Annotated in this window: 15 protein-coding genes; 1 reads left to right on the forward strand and 14 read right to left on the reverse strand. The window is 72.4% G+C overall.

Going from position 1 to position 17,487, the window contains the following annotated elements:
* Positions 1–319 precede the first annotated feature (319 nt).
* Positions 320–541, forward strand: coding sequence for a hypothetical protein (locus tag KUM03_RS39100; RefSeq protein WP_308406461.1), 222 nt, complete (start codon positions 320–322; stop codon positions 539–541).
* A 164-nt stretch (positions 542–705) separates the two neighbouring features.
* On the opposite strand, the gene KUM03_RS31910 is transcribed toward KUM03_RS39100, so the two are convergent.
* From KUM03_RS31910 to KUM03_RS31975, 14 genes are all read right to left on the reverse strand, one after another.
* Positions 706–858 (reverse strand): hypothetical protein, encoded by a 153-nt coding sequence (locus KUM03_RS31910; protein WP_217254027.1) that lies wholly within the window; start codon positions 856–858, stop codon positions 706–708.
* Between the two features lie 139 nt (positions 859–997).
* Complete coding sequence (locus tag KUM03_RS31915; protein WP_217254028.1) at positions 998–2,209, reverse strand: helix-turn-helix domain-containing protein; 1,212 nt, start codon at positions 2,207–2,209, stop codon at positions 998–1,000.
* A gap of 153 nt (positions 2,210–2,362) precedes the next feature.
* The gene (locus tag KUM03_RS31920; RefSeq protein WP_217254029.1) at positions 2,363–2,503 is read right to left on the reverse strand and encodes a hypothetical protein; all 141 of its coding nucleotides are present in this window, start codon (positions 2,501–2,503) and stop codon (positions 2,363–2,365) included.
* A 238-nt stretch (positions 2,504–2,741) separates the two neighbouring features.
* The gene (locus KUM03_RS31925) at positions 2,742–3,965 is read right to left on the reverse strand and encodes an ATP-grasp domain-containing protein (protein ID WP_217254030.1); all 1,224 of its coding nucleotides are present in this window, start codon (positions 3,963–3,965) and stop codon (positions 2,742–2,744) included.
* Between the two features lie 358 nt (positions 3,966–4,323).
* On the reverse strand, positions 4,324–5,592 hold the full coding sequence (locus KUM03_RS31930) for an ATP-grasp domain-containing protein (RefSeq protein ID WP_217254031.1): 1,269 nt from the start codon (positions 5,590–5,592) through the stop codon (positions 4,324–4,326).
* Between the two features lie 41 nt (positions 5,593–5,633).
* Positions 5,634–7,094 carry a condensation domain-containing protein gene (locus KUM03_RS31935; RefSeq protein ID WP_217254032.1) on the reverse strand — a complete coding sequence of 487 codons (1,461 nt, stop codon included), beginning with the start codon at positions 7,092–7,094 and terminating at the stop codon, positions 5,634–5,636.
* Between the two features lies 1 nt (position 7,095).
* The gene (locus KUM03_RS38940) at positions 7,096–8,385 is read right to left on the reverse strand and encodes an ATP-grasp domain-containing protein (RefSeq protein WP_217254033.1); all 1,290 of its coding nucleotides are present in this window, start codon (positions 8,383–8,385) and stop codon (positions 7,096–7,098) included.
* Between the two features lie 75 nt (positions 8,386–8,460).
* Positions 8,461–9,741 carry an MFS transporter gene (locus KUM03_RS31945; RefSeq protein ID WP_217254034.1) on the reverse strand — a complete coding sequence of 427 codons (1,281 nt, stop codon included), beginning with the start codon at positions 9,739–9,741 and terminating at the stop codon, positions 8,461–8,463.
* On the reverse strand, positions 9,738–11,114 hold the full coding sequence (locus KUM03_RS31950; protein ID WP_217254035.1) for a metallopeptidase TldD-related protein: 1,377 nt from the start codon (positions 11,112–11,114) through the stop codon (positions 9,738–9,740). Before KUM03_RS31950 ends, KUM03_RS31945 begins: the two co-directional genes overlap by 4 nt.
* A complete protein-coding gene (locus KUM03_RS31955) occupies positions 11,111–12,451 on the reverse strand; it encodes a TldD/PmbA family protein (protein WP_217254036.1) in 1,341 nt (446 codons plus the stop codon). The genes KUM03_RS31950 and KUM03_RS31955 overlap by 4 nt, the downstream gene beginning before the upstream one ends.
* A gap of 80 nt (positions 12,452–12,531) precedes the next feature.
* Positions 12,532–13,179: a phenazine biosynthesis FMN-dependent oxidase PhzG gene (gene phzG / locus KUM03_RS31960; RefSeq protein ID WP_217254037.1), complete on the reverse strand. Its 648-nt coding sequence runs from the start codon at positions 13,177–13,179 to the stop codon at positions 12,532–12,534.
* Positions 13,180–13,337: 158 nt separating this feature from the next.
* A complete protein-coding gene (locus KUM03_RS31965) occupies positions 13,338–14,051 on the reverse strand; it encodes a maleylpyruvate isomerase family mycothiol-dependent enzyme (protein WP_217254038.1) in 714 nt (237 codons plus the stop codon).
* The gene (locus KUM03_RS31970) at positions 14,048–16,297 is read right to left on the reverse strand and encodes an FAD/NAD(P)-binding protein (protein ID WP_217254039.1); all 2,250 of its coding nucleotides are present in this window, start codon (positions 16,295–16,297) and stop codon (positions 14,048–14,050) included. Before KUM03_RS31970 ends, KUM03_RS31965 begins: the two co-directional genes overlap by 4 nt.
* A 40-nt stretch (positions 16,298–16,337) precedes the next feature.
* Positions 16,338–17,465, reverse strand: a complete 1,128-nt coding sequence (locus KUM03_RS31975) for an alanine--glyoxylate aminotransferase family protein (RefSeq protein WP_217254040.1) — start codon at positions 17,463–17,465, stop codon at positions 16,338–16,340.
* Positions 17,466–17,487: the final 22 nt, after the last annotated feature.

Genomic DNA, 17,487 nt, shown 5'->3' on the forward strand with positions numbered 1-17,487 from the left:
TCGGGTTTGTGGGCATGGGGCTGGGTCTGGCCATCGCGCTGCCTGCGTACTTGCGGCGGCGCTGGCCGGACGCGTTCGCGGGGCGGCTCGGGGACCGTGGGGAGGGCTCGCCAAGGGTGCCGCCATGGACGGCCGTGGTCGGTGCGGCGGTCGGTCTCCTGTGGCTGTACTGGGCGGTGGGCGGCACCGCGGGTGTCGCCCACCGCGGCGAGCGGGACTGCGCTTGGCATGTGCTGTCCGGCGTCTTCGGGCTCTGGGCGTTCGTGGCGTCCGCCGCTACCTGGGCTGCCGTGCGAGGCCGGCCCGCACGAGTCCCCCGATGGGCCCGATGGTGCTCGGCTGGCTCGGCTCGGGCTCGTTGTTCGCCTGGAGCGGCTGGAAGCTTCCGTTCACCCTGTACCTGGCGGGCGCACAGCCGGCCGACGCGGCCCTGCCGGATGACCTCGCGCTCGCGACGGTCCTGCACCTTGCAGCGGTGGGGGCGGGCGCCGCGATGCTGCGAGCGCTCGTTCGTGCGCGGCTGGTGTCATTCGACTTGTAGCCGGCCCTCTCCCGCGTGCGTCGCTCGAGGCCTGGCCTTGGGAGAGGCCGTGCTGGTGGTGGTCCAGGGCGCGGATCCCACGTCGCTGGACGCAGCTTCCTGAGTCCGTTTCCTGAGTCCGTCGTCGAGTGTGGCCGAGAAGCTCGACGACGGTACCCAACACCTCATCGATGAAGCGGCGGAGCGTCACCCCAGTGGCCGCGGCGAGCGTGGAAGAGGTCCCGGGCGAGCTCCTGGGAGCGCTCCTCGTGGCGGAGGTGGACGACCTCGCGGTTGTCCACCTCCCGCACCCGGCGGTTGCGGTCGGCCTTCACCACACCGAAGTCCGGCTTCCACCGATCCGGCCGGACATCCAGGCATCCCTTGTGCGGTACGAGGGCCGAGGACTCGCGTCCCAGGAAAGGTCCCAGGAAAGGGGGCGCACTCGTTCCGTATGGCGTCGACGAGCGGTGTGGGTCAGTCGGCGGCGAATGCGGCTTCCGCGATGCTGCGCCAGATCTCCGCCGCCAGGTCCAGCGAGGACTCCGCCTGTGCCTCGGCGGCGAGTTCCTTCAGGCGGGGCAGGGCCCGCTTGTCGCCGGAGCGCAGGGCGAGCAGGTCCTTCAGGGCCTTGAAGCGGAGCCGGTCCCGGTGCGACAGCAGCTCGCCGTCGTTCTCGATGAGGGACGAGAGGGTCGTGGCCGTTTCCAGGTCGCCCTGATGGAAGGCCAGTTTGGCGCGAAGGTAGAGCACCTCCTCGGCCTGTCGTGGGCTCCCGACGAGGTGGAGCACCGGTTCGACGCTGTCCAGGAAGGATTGCGCCTCGGAGTGCTTCCCCGCTTCGATGGACCGGACGACGGCGATGATACGAAGGCGGATCCAGAGCTGGAGGTTGTCACGGCTGTCCACCGCGTCGAGTGCCTTGAGCAGCAGGTCGAAGGCGTGGGAGTGGTTGCCCTGGCGGGCGGCCACCGATGAGGCGGTCCAGTAGGCCTCGGCCCTCAGCGAACCGTTCTTGTCCTGCAGCATCGCGCACGCTTCCGCGCTCAGCTCGGCGGCCCGGCCCAGCTCGCCCAGCTCGGCCTCCGCCGAGGCGAGCACCAGCTTGCCGCGCAGCACGTCGTTGGCACAGGCGCGCAGGTCCTTGCCGATGCGCAGGGCCTGTTCGGCGGCCTCCCGGGCCTCCTTCATCGCGCCGAGGCCGCGCAGGCTGCGTGCCAGCTTGACCCGGGTGCTCACCTGCAGAACGGGGCGGCCCAGCTCGTCGCTCAAGGTCACCAGGTCCTGGAGGACCAGGCTCTCCTCGGTGAACTCGCCCAGGGCCTGGTGGTTGCGAGCCAGTTGCGCGAGGCCGTGCCAGCGCGTCATGGGGTCGATCTCGTCGGCCGAGGCCAAGGCGTCGTGGAGCCGCTGGTTGCGTTCGCGGGTGAGGTCGCCGGGCGAGAGGACCTCCATGTCCACGATCACGTCGGCGACGTTGTCATCGGCCTGTTCGGAAAAGGTGTCGACGGGTACGCCGAGCCGCTCCGCGAGATAGGCGACCGCACGGTCGGTGGGCCGGCGGGCACCCGATTCCAGGCGCGACAGATAGGTGGCCGACATACCGGGGCCGGTCAGGTCGGACTGGGTCTTGTTCTGCTGTTGTCTCAACTGACGCAGGCGTCGGCCGAAAGCTGGCTGGTCGAGCACGTCCGCTCCCGTCGGGGGACAGGGAAATCGTTACTACCGGGATCTGGGATCGCCAGACCGCCCGGGGAGCACAAGTAAACCCTAGTCGGCAACGAATTGCCAACCAGGGTTACTTGATTGCCTACCCTGTCATGAGTTGCAGGGTTCTCACGGTCATTCGATGTCGGTGGTGCCGGTCGTCGTGGCCGTCGCCGCTCTGGTCGCCTCGTCGGCGGCCAGAGCCTGCGACGCGACCCCGACGGAGATCAGGGCGGCGACGGCGACGGCGAGTACGGCCTTGACACACTTGAACATACTGCTCCCCCTCGGGCACGCGGATGCCTCGGCACCTGCGTTTCATGCGGCACCGCTGTGTGGGCCAGCCTTCCCTGGCCCCGGTGGGCACATGAGAAACATAGAGTCTCGCCAGGCGCTTGGCAAGTATTGCCAAGCGAGCGTGGCAATCGTGGCAAGGCATGTCCGGGCTCGCCCCGCCCGCCCCTCGCCCCTCGCCCCTCGGCCCGCGCCCCCGGCCCGGCGCTCCCGGGCCTCCTCAGCCCCGGGTCCTGATCCGTATCGCCTCGCAGACCTGTCCGCACCGGGCGAGCGCGGCGTCCGGGTCGGCACCCACCGCGATGACCTGACCGGGCCGGTCGAAGCTGGAGCCGACCGTGGAGATCACGTCCCCGGGCTCGACCGCGAGGTCGACGACCAGGACCCCTTCTGCCGTACGGGCCTCCTCGGCCCCTTCGACGGCGGTCACCACTCCCGGCCCGGCCTGGAGGAACAGCGTGGCCGCCCCCTGCCGAGGGGAGGGCCGGGCATCGAGTGCCGGCAGCGCGCCACTGGTGCCCGCGACCGAGTAGAGCTCGAAGTCGAAGCCGTACACGGCCTCCACCAGATCCCTGATACGGTCACCGCCCGGGCGGTTGTGGGACTCGATCACCCGCGGACCGCGCGAGGAGAGCCGCAGCTCGGTGTGGCTCGGACCCTCCTTCACCCCGACGGCGTCGAGGAACTCCACCACGGCCGCCTCGACGGTCCGTTCGGCGGACTCGTCGAGGCGGGCGGGAATCAGGTGTCCACGCTCGACGAAGTTCGCGTCGGTCAGCTTTTCCGTGATGGCGACGACGACATGACGTCCTGCGAAGGTGAACGCCTCCACGCTGTACTCGGGGCCGTCGATGTACTCCTCCATCAGGAACTTCCCGATGGGAAAGAGCTTCGCGTACTGGTGATCACGGCCGCGGGTGCGCTCGATGGCCTCCCAGGCGGCATCGACGTCCGCCTCGTTCTCGACCAGCCGTACCGCGAGCGACCCGATGCCGTCGACGGGCTTGGCGATGAACGGATAGCCGTGGCGTGCGCCGAAGGCGGCCAGGCCGGCGCGGTCGGTCACCTCGGCCGCGGCCACGGTGGGCGCGCCCGCCGCTGCGAGATGCTCGCGCATGCTCAGCTTGTCGCGCAGCCGGCGCGCGACGGTGTGCGAGACGCCGTCGAGGCCGAGCAGATCGTTGATTCGCCCGGTCACCTCGACCGAGGCCTCGACCGTGGTGACGGCGCTGGTGAACCCGTAGACCTTGTGCGCCGTGAGCACCAGCGGCTCGAGCGCGTCCCAGTCGGCCGGGTCCACCAGGAGGGCGGCGTCGACATGGGCGGCGTGCTCGGACGTGAAGCGCTCGGGGTGCTGGACGTGGACGACGCCGAGACCGCAGGCCTTCGCCTTGCGCAGGTTCTCCGGACGGCCGCCGATGATCAGGACGGTCTGCTGTGACATCTTGCTCCTTGCTCGGGTGGGTGGTCGGGTACGGGAGGCGGCGGCCGAGGGCCGGGCGGCCGGGGCGGGCAGTGCCGGCCAGGGCCCGTCCGACCATGCGCGTCGTCGCCCGAAGGGCGGCCGCGCGGCGTCAGGTGCGTGCTCCGGGGGTCCCCCCGGCCGGAGGCCGGGGGAGTGTGGGCCCCGAACTCGCGTACTGGCCGTACTCGGGTCCGGGGCCGGTGCGGCGAGTGGGGGTACCTCCCACGCCCTTCAGGCAGTGGGGGAGCGTGCATGGCGTCGCGCGGCAGACGGGAACGGTCGGACAGGCCCTGGGGCGGGCGACGAGATGCGCCGCCCCCCGGCGCGCCGGCCGCGCTCAGGCCGGGGCGAGCAGAGCAGCCGCCGACGCGTCGGCCGGCTCGGCGATATCGGTGCGGGCGCCGCGCCGCAACTCGTCCGTCAGCGCGCGCAGTTCCTGCGGCTCGGCGCAGTCGAGCACGGCGTAGGCGAGCCGGTCCCCGGAGCTCTCCGCCGGCCGGACCCGCGCACCGGGCGCGAGACGGGCCGCGTAGTGGGCGACGCCGCTGCGCGTGCCCCAGTCGTCGAGGTCGAGCGAGAGCAGCGTGCCGGTGCGCTCGGCGCTCAGGAACAGGCTGCCGGCCGAGCGAACCGGCGTGTCCCCGGTGGGCAGCTCGGGGATCTCTCCGAGCGCCAGCCGCACACAGGCCTCGTACAGGTCGCAGCCGTGGGCCCGCGAGACGATCTCCATGATGTGGTCGCCGGGTGTGCGCACCGCGACCTCCATGATGACCAGATCGTTGTCGGCGCGGGCCCGGAACTCCAGGTGCACGATGCCCGTCGACACGCGCATCGCGGTCACGACGCCCTCGCACAGCTCGCGCACGGCGCGGCGCAGCAGGGGCCGCCCCGCACCGAACCCGGCCTCGTGCAGCAGCTCCACGAAGAAGGGCGCTCCGGTGGTGTCCTTGCGCGTGAGATTGCAGAACAGGATCTGCCCGTCACGCACCAGCGCCTCGACGCTGTACTCCTGCCCCTCGATGTACTCCTCGACCAGCAGCGGACCCTCGGAGTCGCGGCGCAGCACGGCGCCGTGCCAGTCGTCGGGCGTGTCGATGCGCTCCACACCCCGACTGCCCTGCAGCGCGACCGGCTTGACCACCACGGGCAGCCGGGACAGCGCCCATTGCGAGGCGGTGGTCAGCCGGTCGGTGTGCCGGTGCTCGGGCTGGCGCAGGCCGGCGCGGGCGAACTCCCCGCGCTGGAAGGCCTTGTTGCGGGAGATCACGGAGGTGTCGAGCCCGGGCCCGGCGACTTTGAAGCGGTGCTGCAGGATCGAGGTGGCCAGGACATGCGGCTCCGCGAATCCCCAGACGCCGTGCGGGCGCAGCCGGCCTGCCAGCGTCATGGCCGGTGCGAGCCAGGCCTCATCGCGCTCTACGGCGATGGCATCCACCGGCTCGAAGTCCGCGATGTCCGGGTACTTCGCGCGCAGCGCGGCGTAGCGCTCGGTGGTCTCCACGACGCCGACGCGCACCCCCAGGGTCTGCGCCGCCCGGAGATAGCCCTCGGCCATGACGCCGGCGCCGACCAGGACCAGGCGCTTGTTCGTATGCGTTTGTGCCATGCCTGTGGTGACTCCTTGGGTGGGTACGGGTGGGAGAACAGTCATTTCGGTACGGGAAGCCGCCGCCGCACGGCACCGGGCCGTACGACGCGGGAGAGCCGGCCGGCCGGAACGTCGGCCCGTGCCGCGGCGCACAGCAGCCGTTCGAAGGCGGCAGTCCACCGCTCGGCCCACTGCCGCGAGTGCCGTGCCGTGTCCACCTGCAGGACGAGGCGCAGACCGCCGGCTGACGCGTCGATACTGAGACAGCGCGTGGCCCGCCAGACGTACTCGCCGTCGGTCCAGGCCGTCTCCCGGTCGGCCGCCGCCCGCCGCAGCTCGTCCCCGGTCACCGCGCGCAGCGGCAGCGGGTCGGCCCGCGGACGGTAGTTGAGCGTCACGGAGGTGTCGAGGCGTACGCCTCTGTCCCGCTCGGCCGCGGCCCGGGCGCGGTCGAGTCCGGCGGGCGGGAAGGACCCGAAGCGGAACGCGCCGAGCGTGGCCGCCGCCGTCCTGCGGACGAGGTCGTGGAACGACGCGTCCGTGACGTCCACACAGCAGGGCACGGGCTGGGAACAGGGCTGAACCGCCCGCGCCAGCTCGGGCCTCGTGCGGTTCGCCGCGATCAACTGCACGTAACCGGTGGTGCTTCCGGCCATCAGCGCGTCCACCGTGAGCATCGCCGCGGTGAGCACAGTGGCCACGCTCTCTTTGCTGCGCAGCGCCACCGCGCCCGTCGCCAGGTCGAGCGCGGCAGACCGGTGGGACAGGAAGCGGAACGAGCCCGCAGGGGCGCCACGCGGATCGTCCGGCGGTGCGGGCGGCATCGCCGCGCACACCCGGGCCGCCCGCCGCAGCGCCCGCGCCGCGTCGGCGGACCGCTCCAGGGCCGCCTGCTCCAGCAGGCCCCGCCCGGGGTGATCCGAGCGCGTCGGAGGATAGGCCACGGGATCGGCCACCGCGCACGCCGCCACCAGATGCTCGGTGACCGGGCGCAGGGCGAACGCGTCGACCGCGAGATGGCTGAACGCCAGGGCCAGCAGCCGTGGTCCACCGCCGGCACATACCAGCGCGGCCCGCACCGGCCACTCCCGCGCCAGGTCGAACACAGGCGCGGCAAGCTCCTGAAGGAGCTGTGACGCGGCTGACCGGAGGACTCCTTCGGGCACATCCCGTACGAGCAGGTCCAGCCGGCCGTCGGGATGGACCCGCTGGCGCGCGTCCTCGGGGTCGGCGGCGGGGACGACGGTGCTGCGCAGAGCCTCGTGGCGTTCGAGCAGCGTGGCCAGGGCCGCGGTCACGTCCTGCTCGGTCGTTCCCGGGCGCAGTTCGTACAGTCGCCTGAGCGCCAGACTGCGGCCCAGCGGACGCGCCGCCTCGACCTCCGCCAGGTAGTACTGCTGGCTCCAGGTCAGCGGGCCGTGCGCGGCCGAACCCGTGGCGAAGCGCACCGGGACCACTGCGTCCCCCGGGCGGCGGGGGCTCGCGGGAAAGGCCACGGCGGACGGTGCCGGTGACGTCATGTCACCGCACCCCGGCCGGGTCGGCGGCGGACCAGGTGAAGGTCAGCCGTGTCCCGGCGGCACGGGCGCGGCCGAGCGCCTCGTCGCGGTCGGCTCCCTCGGCGATGATCCACGCCGACCTGTCGCGGTTGGACCCGTTGGCCTCGTAGACGAGGCCGGGCTGGACCCCGGGGCGCAGATGCGCCTCGTGGACACCCTCCATCGCCTCGGCCTCGGCGATCCCGTCGATCGCGTCGAGGCGGCCGCTGGGCTCCAGCATCAGGAAGTGCACGGCCGCCGTCTGCTCGCAGGCGAGCGTCAGGTCGGGCGCTCCTCCGAGCAGCGCCGTCATGTGCAGCCTGGTGATCTCCACGCCGCTCGCGATCCGTACGAGCTCGGGGATACGGTCCCCCGCGATACGCCCGTTGACCTCGATCACCCGGGCGTCGGAGCCGTCGCCGGTCAGCTTGAGCTCCACGTGTGCGGGCCCCCAGGTCACCCCGATGGCCTTGACCGCCTGCTCGGCCTTGGTCACGAGCAGCCGCTCCAGATCGCCACCGACCGGCGCGGGGAAGACATGGCCCATCTCCAGGAACAGCGGCGGGGCGCTGCAGATCTTCTCGGTCAGGCCGAGGACCTTGCCGTGCATGACCTCGGCCGAGTACTCGGCGCCGACGACACACTCCTCCACCACGACCTCGGGCTCCACCGCGTGCCCCAGGTACTCGCCCAGCTCCATGACCTGCCGGGTGATCTCGGCGACCTGCTCGGCGGTGTCGCACCGGCGGACGAACAGGCTGCCGGTGAGGTCGACGGGCTTGACCACCACGGGATAGCCCACCTCGGCGGCCGCCTCGACCGCCGCCTCGATACTCGCGCAGACCACGAAGTCCGGGTTGAGCCCGGGCACCTGGGCCATCGCCCGACGCATCGCCGCCTTCGAACGGCAGACGGCCACGGCGGCCGGATCGGGACCGGCCAGACCGAGCCGGGCGGCGACTTCCGCACCCATGTCGCAGTAGTACTCGTACACCGAGGTCACCCCGACCAGCTCGCCCTGCGCGGCGAGTTCACGGCAGACGGCCACGATCGCGTCGGCCGAGTCCGTGTCGCAGCGGCGTATCTCCACGCCGAGGCCGGTGAAGTCGTGGAGCAGCGAAGCGGGCATGGCCTGAGGACGCGAAGCGAGCACGATCGGGGTGACGCCCCGCTCCAGCAGGAAGCGGGCACAGTCCTGGCCCGCGCCGGTGAACGGTGCCTCGACGAAGACGGCATAGCGCGGGGCTGGGCGGACGGAAGCACTGGTGGTCATGGGATGACTCCTCGGAAGACTCGGGAACCTCGCGGAACGAGGGGGAAGAAGACGGAAGCCGGCGGCGCACGGCCGCTACGTCGCGGCGGGGGACAGCTCCTCGGCAGGGCCTGCGGGCGCTTCCTGACCCGCAGGCCGCGGCAGGTCGCGCATCCGCACGACGGAAGAGCACAGCAGCCACACGACACCGCTCGTCATGCCGAGCGAGGCGACGAGCAGACCGCCGCGCAGCCCGACCCACTCGCCCAGCACACCGCCGGCGAAGGAGCCGAACGGCAGCACGCCCCAGACGATGAACCGCACGCTGGCGTTCATCCGGCCGAGCAGCTCCGGCGGGCACAGCGCCTGGCGGATGCTGACCTGGCCCACGTTGAAGACGACGATGCCGAAGCCGGAGGCGAACCAGGGCACCGCGAACAGCGCGACACCCCAGCCCTCCTGGGCGAACGGGATCAGGAGCGTGGTCGGCATGGTCACCAAGTAGGCCAGCCACATCGCGCGGACCTGGCCGCACCAGGCGGCGATCCGCACGGCGCACGCCGCACCGAGCACCCCACCGACGCCGCCCGCGGCCATGAGCAGACCGACCGTGGCGCCGGACAGGGCGAGCTCGTCCACGAGCAGCAGCATCACCAGCGGCTGGGTCAGGGCGAAGAAGAAATTGAACGTGGCGGCGGAGCCGATCAGCGCACGGAAGACCGGATGGCCGAGGACGAAACGCAGCCCTGTCCCGACCTCGGCCATGAGCCGGTGCTCGCCGCTGTGCTCCGGGTCGGGTTCGACGACCCGCAGCCGGCTCAGGAGCCAGGCCGACACGGCGTGCGCGGCGGCCTGCCCGGCCACGGTCGAGGCGGCACCGGCCAACTGCACCATCGAGCCGCCCAGGGTGGGACCGGCCGTCCGCGCGGTCGCCGATGTGCCCTCCAGCCGTGCGTTGGCCTCCACCAGTCGCTCCGGTGCGACCACGCTCGGGACGTACGACTGGTAGGCGATCTCGAAGAAGACGGTGGCGAGCCCGATGGCGAAGGTCACGGCGATCAGCGCGGGGAAGTTCATCCGGTCGAGGAGGAGACCCAGCACGATGAGGCCCATCAGCGCCGCACGCAGCACGTCGCAGGCGATCAGGACCGGCCGCCGACGCGTCCGGTCCACGAGGGCGCCGGCGGGCAGGCCGACGAGCAGGAAGGCGACGGTCTGGGCGGCCTGCAGCAGCCCCATCTCCAGCGGCCCGGCCGCGAGCGTCGTGGCGGCCAGCAGCGGGATCGCCACACGGCTCATGTTGCCGCCGAGCATGGAGGCCGTCTGGGCGGCCCAGAAGACGCGGAACTCCCGGTTCTTGAGCAGGGACACGGTCACCGCCCGACCGTGAGGCGCGACGTCCAGACCCCGGGCGTGGCGACGAACGAGTGGTGGCTCCGGTTCACCCGCACCCGGCCGTCGTGGCCGTCGACGTGGCGGAGCAGGTCGAAGACATTGCCGGCCAGGGTGAGGCTGCCCGCGTTGCGCTGACCGCCGTCCGCCGCGACGAGGACGGCGTTGGCGCCGATGGAGAAGTCGCCGGTGATGGCGTTCGAAATGTGGGCGCCGTTGGCCTGCACCACCTTGAGCAGCGTACGGCCCTCGGCCGGCCGGTCGCCGAGCTCGGGGCCGGGCCGCAGCCGCAGACAGCCCGGCTGGACCGTCGCCATCTCGCCCATGGGGCCGCGCCGGCCCGAGCCGCTGCTGCGGCCGCCCACCTCGGCGGCGGTACGCCGTGAGCTGAGGAAGCCGCGCAGGACGCCGTCGTCGATCAGGACCGTACGGCCGCACGGCGCGCCCTCGTCGTCCCACGGCTCGTACAACGGGCTGTCGGGATCAGTCGGGTCGTCCGTGAGGGACACACCCGCCGCCGCGATGCGCTCCGCCACCCGGCCGGCGAGTGGGGAACGTCCTTCGAGCACCGAGTCGAGCAGGAACGCGGGAACGGCCAGCATCAGAAGTCTGGCCAGGACCCGGCCGTCGACCAGCACATCGTCGTACGCGGGGTCGGGCACCGGCTCGGTGGCGAGCACCCGGGCCAGCTGGACGAGTTCGGGCAGTTCGCGCGCCTCGGCCGCGGCGAGGGTGTCCTCGGCGTCGCGGCCGAACACGTGGTGCCCGATGTGGCCCACGCGCTCGCCCTTGGCGGTGAGCCGCGCCTGCAGCTGGAAGGTGTCCGTGCCACGGCGCAGGGGAGCGGTGCCGCCGCGCTGCAGCAGGACGCAGCCGTGGTCGGCGCGGGCCCGCAGCTCGATGCCGACATCGGCCGGGCCGTCGCTGAGTCGGCGCAGCCGCTCCAGCGTGGCCTCGTCGATCCGTGCCTCGGGGGCGTTGGACACCTGGACGGCGGACGGCCCGTCGGCGACCGGTGGCGCGTCGGCCGCGGGCAGTGCCCGCCCCATAGCGAGCGCCGTGTCGACCAGGTCCGGATCGTGCCGGCCGGCCGGGCTGTGCACCACATAGCCCTCGTGGCCGTCCTTGCGGACGGTCAGCGCGGCCACCGATGTGGTCACCGTGCTGTGCCGCTCCACCACACCGCGCACCAGGACTGCCTCGGCCACCTCCTGCCGCGCGGCCCACACCTCCGAGGCGGCGCCACGGGCCGCCGCCTCCTCGTTCAGGCGGGCGGCGGCGCCGGCCAGTTCCGCGTACGCACCGCACTCCCCGTACGGCCTGACGGGCGTCCCGCTCGTACTCGTCGTGGTGCTCATGCCTGCGTACCTCCTACCAGGAGAGAGCCGACCCGCAGGGTGGGGCCGACCACGCCGACGGGCACCCACTGGCCGAACTTGCCGCACTTGGCGGCGCCGACCACCACGTCGTCGGCGATCGCGTCGATGTCCCTGAGCACTTGCGTTCCTGTTCCCGTGATGGTGGTCTCCTCGATCGGGTCGGTGACCTTGCCGTTCTCGACGAGGTAGCCGTTGGTGACGCGGAAGGTGAACTCACCCGTGGACTCGATGACCTCACCGCCGCCGACGTGCTGGGCGTAGATCCCGAACTCCGTGCCCTCGATCAGGTCGTCGACGCTGGAGGTCCCCGCGCCCAGACAGGTGTTGGTCATCCGGGCCTGCGGCGGCTGGAGCACCGTCGTGCAGCGGCCGTTGCCGCTGGACGGGCGGCCGAGCCTGGAGGCCGACTCCTGGTCGGTGAGGAAGCCCTTGAGCACACCGTTCTCGATGAGCGTCGTGGGGCTGCCCGGCGTGCCCTCGTCGTCGTGGGCGAAGGAACCCACCGCTCCCGTGACGGTCGGATCGTCGGTGAGCGTGACGAGGCCGGAGGCGACCTGCTCGCCGACGCGGTCGGCGTAGACCGACCCGCGCAGCACCTCGTCGCCCTCCAGCGGGTGGCAGCAGGCTTCATGCAGCAGCACCATGCCGCGGCCGCCCGCGACCACCACGGGCAGGTGCCCCACCGGCGCGGGCCGGGCGACCAGGCCCTCGACCGCGCGGCGCGCGACCTCCACACCGGCGGCCCGGGTGTCGATGTCCGACAGGGGGCCGCCGGTACCGGGGGTGTAGAAGCCCGTGGCCGTCCGCCCGTCACGGCGGGCGATCACCCGTACGGTGAGATAGCTGAGCAGCCGGTGCTCGTCGACCGGATGTCCGTCGTGGATCAGGCACATGTCCTGGTCGTCGAATTCGAAGTCGACCACCACGTGCGCGATGGACGGGTCGAAGTCGCGGGCGGCCGCCTCCAGTTCGCCGAGCGCGTCCAGGACGGCGGGCAGCGCCATCCACTCCGGTGCGCCACGCACCGCGTCGGTGCGGCCGGGGACCGCGCCGAGCGCGGCGTCGAGACGGGCCACGCGGGGATCGAGGCCCGTCGTGGCCCGGTGGCGCAGCCCGTCGGGCAGGACGTAGCGGGCCGACGTGCCCTGGCCCTGCTGGATGCTGACGTCGCTGACCCTGCCCTCCGCGAAGCGGCCGCTGGTGCGGTGCCATGTCTGGACGGCGGCCGAGGTGGTCACGCAGTTCGCGGGCCGGTGCCGGCGCATCTCGGCGGCCAGGTCGTGTCCGACCGCCCGCAGCAGACCGGATTCTTGCATCTGACTCTCCGTTGTTCGGGCGTGCGCGCCCCGCCCGTGCCCGGCCCCAGCGGGCCCGGCCGGGCGGATGGCGGGGGCGGTCACGGCTGCAGCCGCTGGTGGGTCCAGGGGGCCGTGAGACCGGCGCGCACGTAGCGCAGCCGGCGGTGCAGCCGGTCCGGGCTGCCGTACCAGAACTCCACCGACTGTGGCGCCAGCCGGTAGCCGGTCCACTCGGCGGGACGGGCGACCTCGGCGCCGGCGGCGGCCAGCGCGCCCGCCCGGCCTCGCAGTTCCGCCTCGTCGGCCAGCGGGCGGCTCTGCCGGGACACGGCGGTGGTCGCCTGCGCGGCCCGTGGGCGGCGGGCGAACAGTTCGTCCGACTCCTGGTCGGTGAGCGTCTCGACCTGGCCCTCCACGGTGATCTGCTGCAGGGACTCACGCCAGTAGAAGGTCAGGGACGCCCAGGGGTTGGCGGCGAGCTGCTGCCCCTTGCGGCTGCCGCGGAAGCTGGTGAAGACGAACCCCCGCTCGTCCACGTCCTTGACCAGCAGCACCCGGCTCGACGGCCGGCCCGTCGCGTCGGCCGTGGCGAGTACCGCGGCGAACGGCTCGCGCACGCCGCGCGTCACGGCGGAGTCGAGCCAGGCCCGCACCAGGCCTTCGGGTGCGGCGGGCGGCTCGTCGAATTCAGGCAGCATCAGGCTGGAGTCCCCGCTCAGTGTCTGTGCTTGCGCGGCTTGTGCCATGGGTCGCTTCCTCCTCGTGGGATCAGGGCGGCGTGTGGGTGGTCGGCGCCGCCCGGGTGCATGGGAGCTGAGAATCCGGCACCCGCCCGCGGCGAGACGGCGATGAGGCGGCCGTGATACGGCGGCCGGACCGGCGCAACGGGTGCCGGATCGCAGGATCAGGGCCAGGAGCCCAGCTCGGGCAGGGAGTCGTGCGCGCCGTACGCCTTGGGCTCGCGCGCCGCCGGACGGCCGCTGATCCAGGCCGCGAGACCCTGCCGCGTGCCGTGCACGGTGGTGGGCGCCCCCGCGCCGTGTTCCCAGCGGTCACCGTCCGAGTACAGCACCGTGGTGCGGTCTGCGGGCAGCCGCGGCAGCAGGTAACCGACGACGTGCCGGGCGAGCGCGTCGCTCCACTCCTCCGCGCGGTAGCCGAGGTCCAGATCCGTGAAGTGCAGATGCACCTCACGCCACCAGCACAGCTGGGTGGCCTCGAGCGTGGCCCCGCGGTACCCGCACGGCCGGTCCCAGTCGCCCGGGCCGAGCAGCGCCCAGGCCTGTTCGAGCTGTGTCAGCCCGTCCTCCAGGGAGGCGAGCTGCAGCTCCACCGAGCGAGGTGCGCCGCGCTCGATGGCCGCGTCGCGGGCCGGCCGCCCGCCGTCGTAGACATCGACCACCCGGCCGTCCAGGGCGCACAGCGCCTGGCGGGCGAACGCGCGGGCGAGGTCGCCGAGGTGGGTCAGAACATGCGCCCGGCTCCACCCCGGCAGCGTGCTCGGCGCACGCACCCCGGCCTCGCCGAGCAGGGTGGCCTGGGCGCGCAGCCGCTTGTGCGTCGCCTCGATCTCGGCGAGGCGTTCCGCCGGCTTTGGGGTGCCGTCCGTCACGGTCATCGCCCCGCCCCGACGAGCGCGCCGGCCTGGGCGGACTCGGTTCTGTCAGAGGCCTTCCCGGTGTCGGCCTGGGCCCAGAACTCCCGTATCCAGCAGAGAATGTCCTGCATCACGTGATGATTCTGGTTCGGGCGCAGAGCACCCAGCTGGAAGAACATCACGCCCTCGCTGGGCGGGCCGAGCAGGGTCAGCCGACGGTCCACCAGACCGTCCGCGCGCACCGGGTGGAAGTCAGCGGTCAGGTCGAGGCCGCCCGGCTCGAAATCGGGCTCGTCGATGCCGGGGTTGCGCCACTTGCGGACCAGGCCGCGGCGCAGCAGGTTCGGGTAGATCGGCAGCACGTCGTTCTCCGCGTCGAAGGGATGCACGCGCGAGTCGACCAGGATGTCGACCGGGATCTGTGCACCGGTGAGCGCACCGCGCACCACGAAGGAGCCGCGCTCCTCGTCCATGGCGACCTCGGCGTCCGGGCCCGCCGAGATGTCGACGAGCCCGTGCTCGACCAGTGCCCGGATCTTCTCCATGACCTCCAGGGCGGCGCCGTTGCACAGCCGGTTGTGGTGCCGCATGAACACGTTCAGGAAGTCACGGTGCGAGGCGGCGTGCAGCCCGCCGAAGTCGACGGCGTGCGCCAAGGTGTCGCGCAGATCGCGCCAGACACCGTCGGCGGCGGCCTTCGCCGGGTTCATCAGGTTGTTCTGTGCGGCCCAGCGGTGGTCCACGTCGAGGAAGTCGAGGAAGCGCTCGCGGTACTCCTCGGGGGTGGCGAAGGACTCCCGGTCGATCGGCCGGATCGACCGCTCCCACGCGAAGCGGTTCCCGGCGACCGTCTTCCCGTGCCGCCAGGGCGACTCGGCTTTCGCGACGGCCGCCGCGAAACCGGCCGCGTCGTCCAGGTGGGCGGCCAGCTTCTCCGCCTGCTCGGGGCCGAACACCACCTGCAGATAGCGGGTGAGCGCGGTCTCCACGTTCCAGGCGCGGTCCTTCGCCACGGCGAACGACAGCGTGCCCGCGAGCACCGCGTCGAGGGTCCGCTCGGCGTCGTCGACGAGACGCTCGACCGGGACGAGCAGCCGGCGCACGGACTCCTCGCAGGCCGCGCCCCGGCCGCCGTCGGCGAGGAACGCCTCGTACTCCTCGTGCGCGGCGGCGTTCAGCTCGGCAGCGAACTCCGGGCCGAACAGCGTCGCGTAGTAGAGGTAGGCCATCTCCAGGACGACGACGGGGAACACATGCGCGCGGAAGTCGAGCTGGCGCCGCTCGCGTCCGTCGATGAGCACCGGTGTGCCGGCCGCGGTCCGCACCCGGTCCACGGCCTCCTCGGTGAGGAAGACGCCGCGGTGCTCCAGCTCCTGCGGATTCTGCTCCTTGGCGTTGTACGGCCGCGCGAACGTGAACAGTCCGGAGCGGCTGAACAGCACGACGGAGTCCGGCTCCCGGCCCGAGGGGCGGTAGGCGAGAGTACCGTCGCCACGCTCCTCGAACACACCGCCACGGCCCTCGGTCAGCAGCAGGATGACGTCGATGCCGGTCAGGCCCATGCCCACGCAGCCCACGGTGGAGCCGGGCCCGGCCTGCCCCTGTTCGAAGGCGTGCTCCAGCGGGTACGCCGAGGGCACGAACGTGGCCGTGGTGCGCTCGGCGAACCGCGCCCACGCGGCCTGGCGCGGGTAGCGCATCGGGTCGTTGGAGGAGTGCCCGGTGAGCATCAGGACGTTGTCGGCGTCCACCAGGTGCTCGCCGTCGCGTCCGTACACCGCGAGCCGACCGCCGTCGAGCTCTTCGAGGTCGGCCACCTCGGCGCCGCGCAGATGGACCCGGACACCGGGGAGGGCGCGCAGGATTGCGACGAAGCGCTCGAACTGGTCGCGCAGGGCCAGTCCGTGGACGTAGCGCTTGGGCCAGTCCTCGGCCGCGACGTCGAAGATCTCGTCGCCGGTGGCCTCGTACCTGGCGCGGCACCACTCGAGGAGCGTGGGCCGGTCCTCGGCGGGCAGCAGCGGGCCGGCGTCGACGACGGACTCGTCCGCCGCGAAGGAGACCTGGCCGACGATGCGGTTGAGGAAGCTGGTGACCGGCTGGTCGGGGCTGTGCACCTGGCCGGCGCCGAACTTGCCCGAGCGGTCGAAGATGTGGATGTCGAGCGAGAGAGGACCGGTGGCGGCGCGCGCGGTCGCCGCGAGACGGTCGAGCACATAGGTGCAGCTGGGGCCGGCGCCGACGATGGCGAGGCTGGTCGAGGACATGGTGGATCGCTCCTTGTCGGACGGTGGCGTGGCGTCGGCGTCAGGCCTGTGCGTCGCCGAGCTCGGCGACGACGCGGTCGAATGCGGCGAGGAAGCCGTCGATGGCGGCCGGCGAGAGCTGGCCCATGTTGGCCACGCGGAAGACTCCGGCCAGCTGCTCCTGGGTGGAGTAGACGACATAGCCCTCGGCCTTGAGACCGTCGTGCAGCTGCTCGTACGTCATGCCGTCCGGCACGTAGACGTTGGTGACCGAGTTGGCGCGCTGGTCCGCGGGGAGCAGGAAGCGCACACCGCGCTCGGCGAGGCCCGCGCGGATCCGCTCGGCCAGCGCGGTGTAGCGCTCGCCGCGGACCTTGACCCCTTCGGCGAGGGAGCGGTCGAGTGCCTCCTCGAGGGCGGTCATGACCTGCAGGGCCGGGGTGAACAGCGGGGCGTTCTTGCGGTCCTGGGAGATGTAGTGGCCGTACAGGTCCAGGTAGAAGGTGTTCGGCGCCACCGATTCCAGGGCGTCGAGCCGGGCGCGGGAGGCGGTCACGAACGAGACGCCGGGCAGGCCTTCGAGGCACTTGTTGGCCGTGCCGACGCACCAGTCGATGTGGTCGGCGACCAGGTCCAGCTCCTCGGAGCCCAGGCTGCTGATCGCGTCCACGGCCAGCTGCCGCCCGTGCCGGGCGACCACCTCGCCGATCTCGCGCAGCGGGTTGAGCCGGCCGGTGCTCGTCTCGTGGTGGACCAGACCGACATGGGTGATCGACGGGTCGTCGGCGAGCGCCTTGTCGACGGCGGCCACGTCGATCGGATCGCACCAGCCGAACTCCATGCGCACGTGCGGGATGCCGTGGACGTCCACGATGCGCCACAGACGCTCGCCGTAGTTGCCGTTGTCCAGGATCAGGATGCGGCCGTCGGCGGGCACGATCGACGAGAACGCCGCTTCCAGGGCGGCGGTGCCGGAGCCGGCAAGCAGCACCGAGGTGTGCCGCTCGTCGCCGCCGGCGATCCGTGTGGCCTTCTCGCGCACACGGCGGATCAGGGCCGCGGCCTCGGGCTCGCGGTGGCACTGGTCGGGGGAGGCCATGGCGGCGCGTACGTCGTCGTGGACGTTGACCGGGCCGGGGTTGAGCAGCACCAGACGGTCGGACGGCTGGGCGGGGGCGGGCGAAGGCATACCGGAATCTCCTACGTGGCGA

The organism is Streptomyces sp. AC602_WCS936, from assembly GCF_019049125.1.
Lineage (GTDB): Bacteria > Actinomycetota > Actinomycetes > Streptomycetales > Streptomycetaceae > Streptomyces.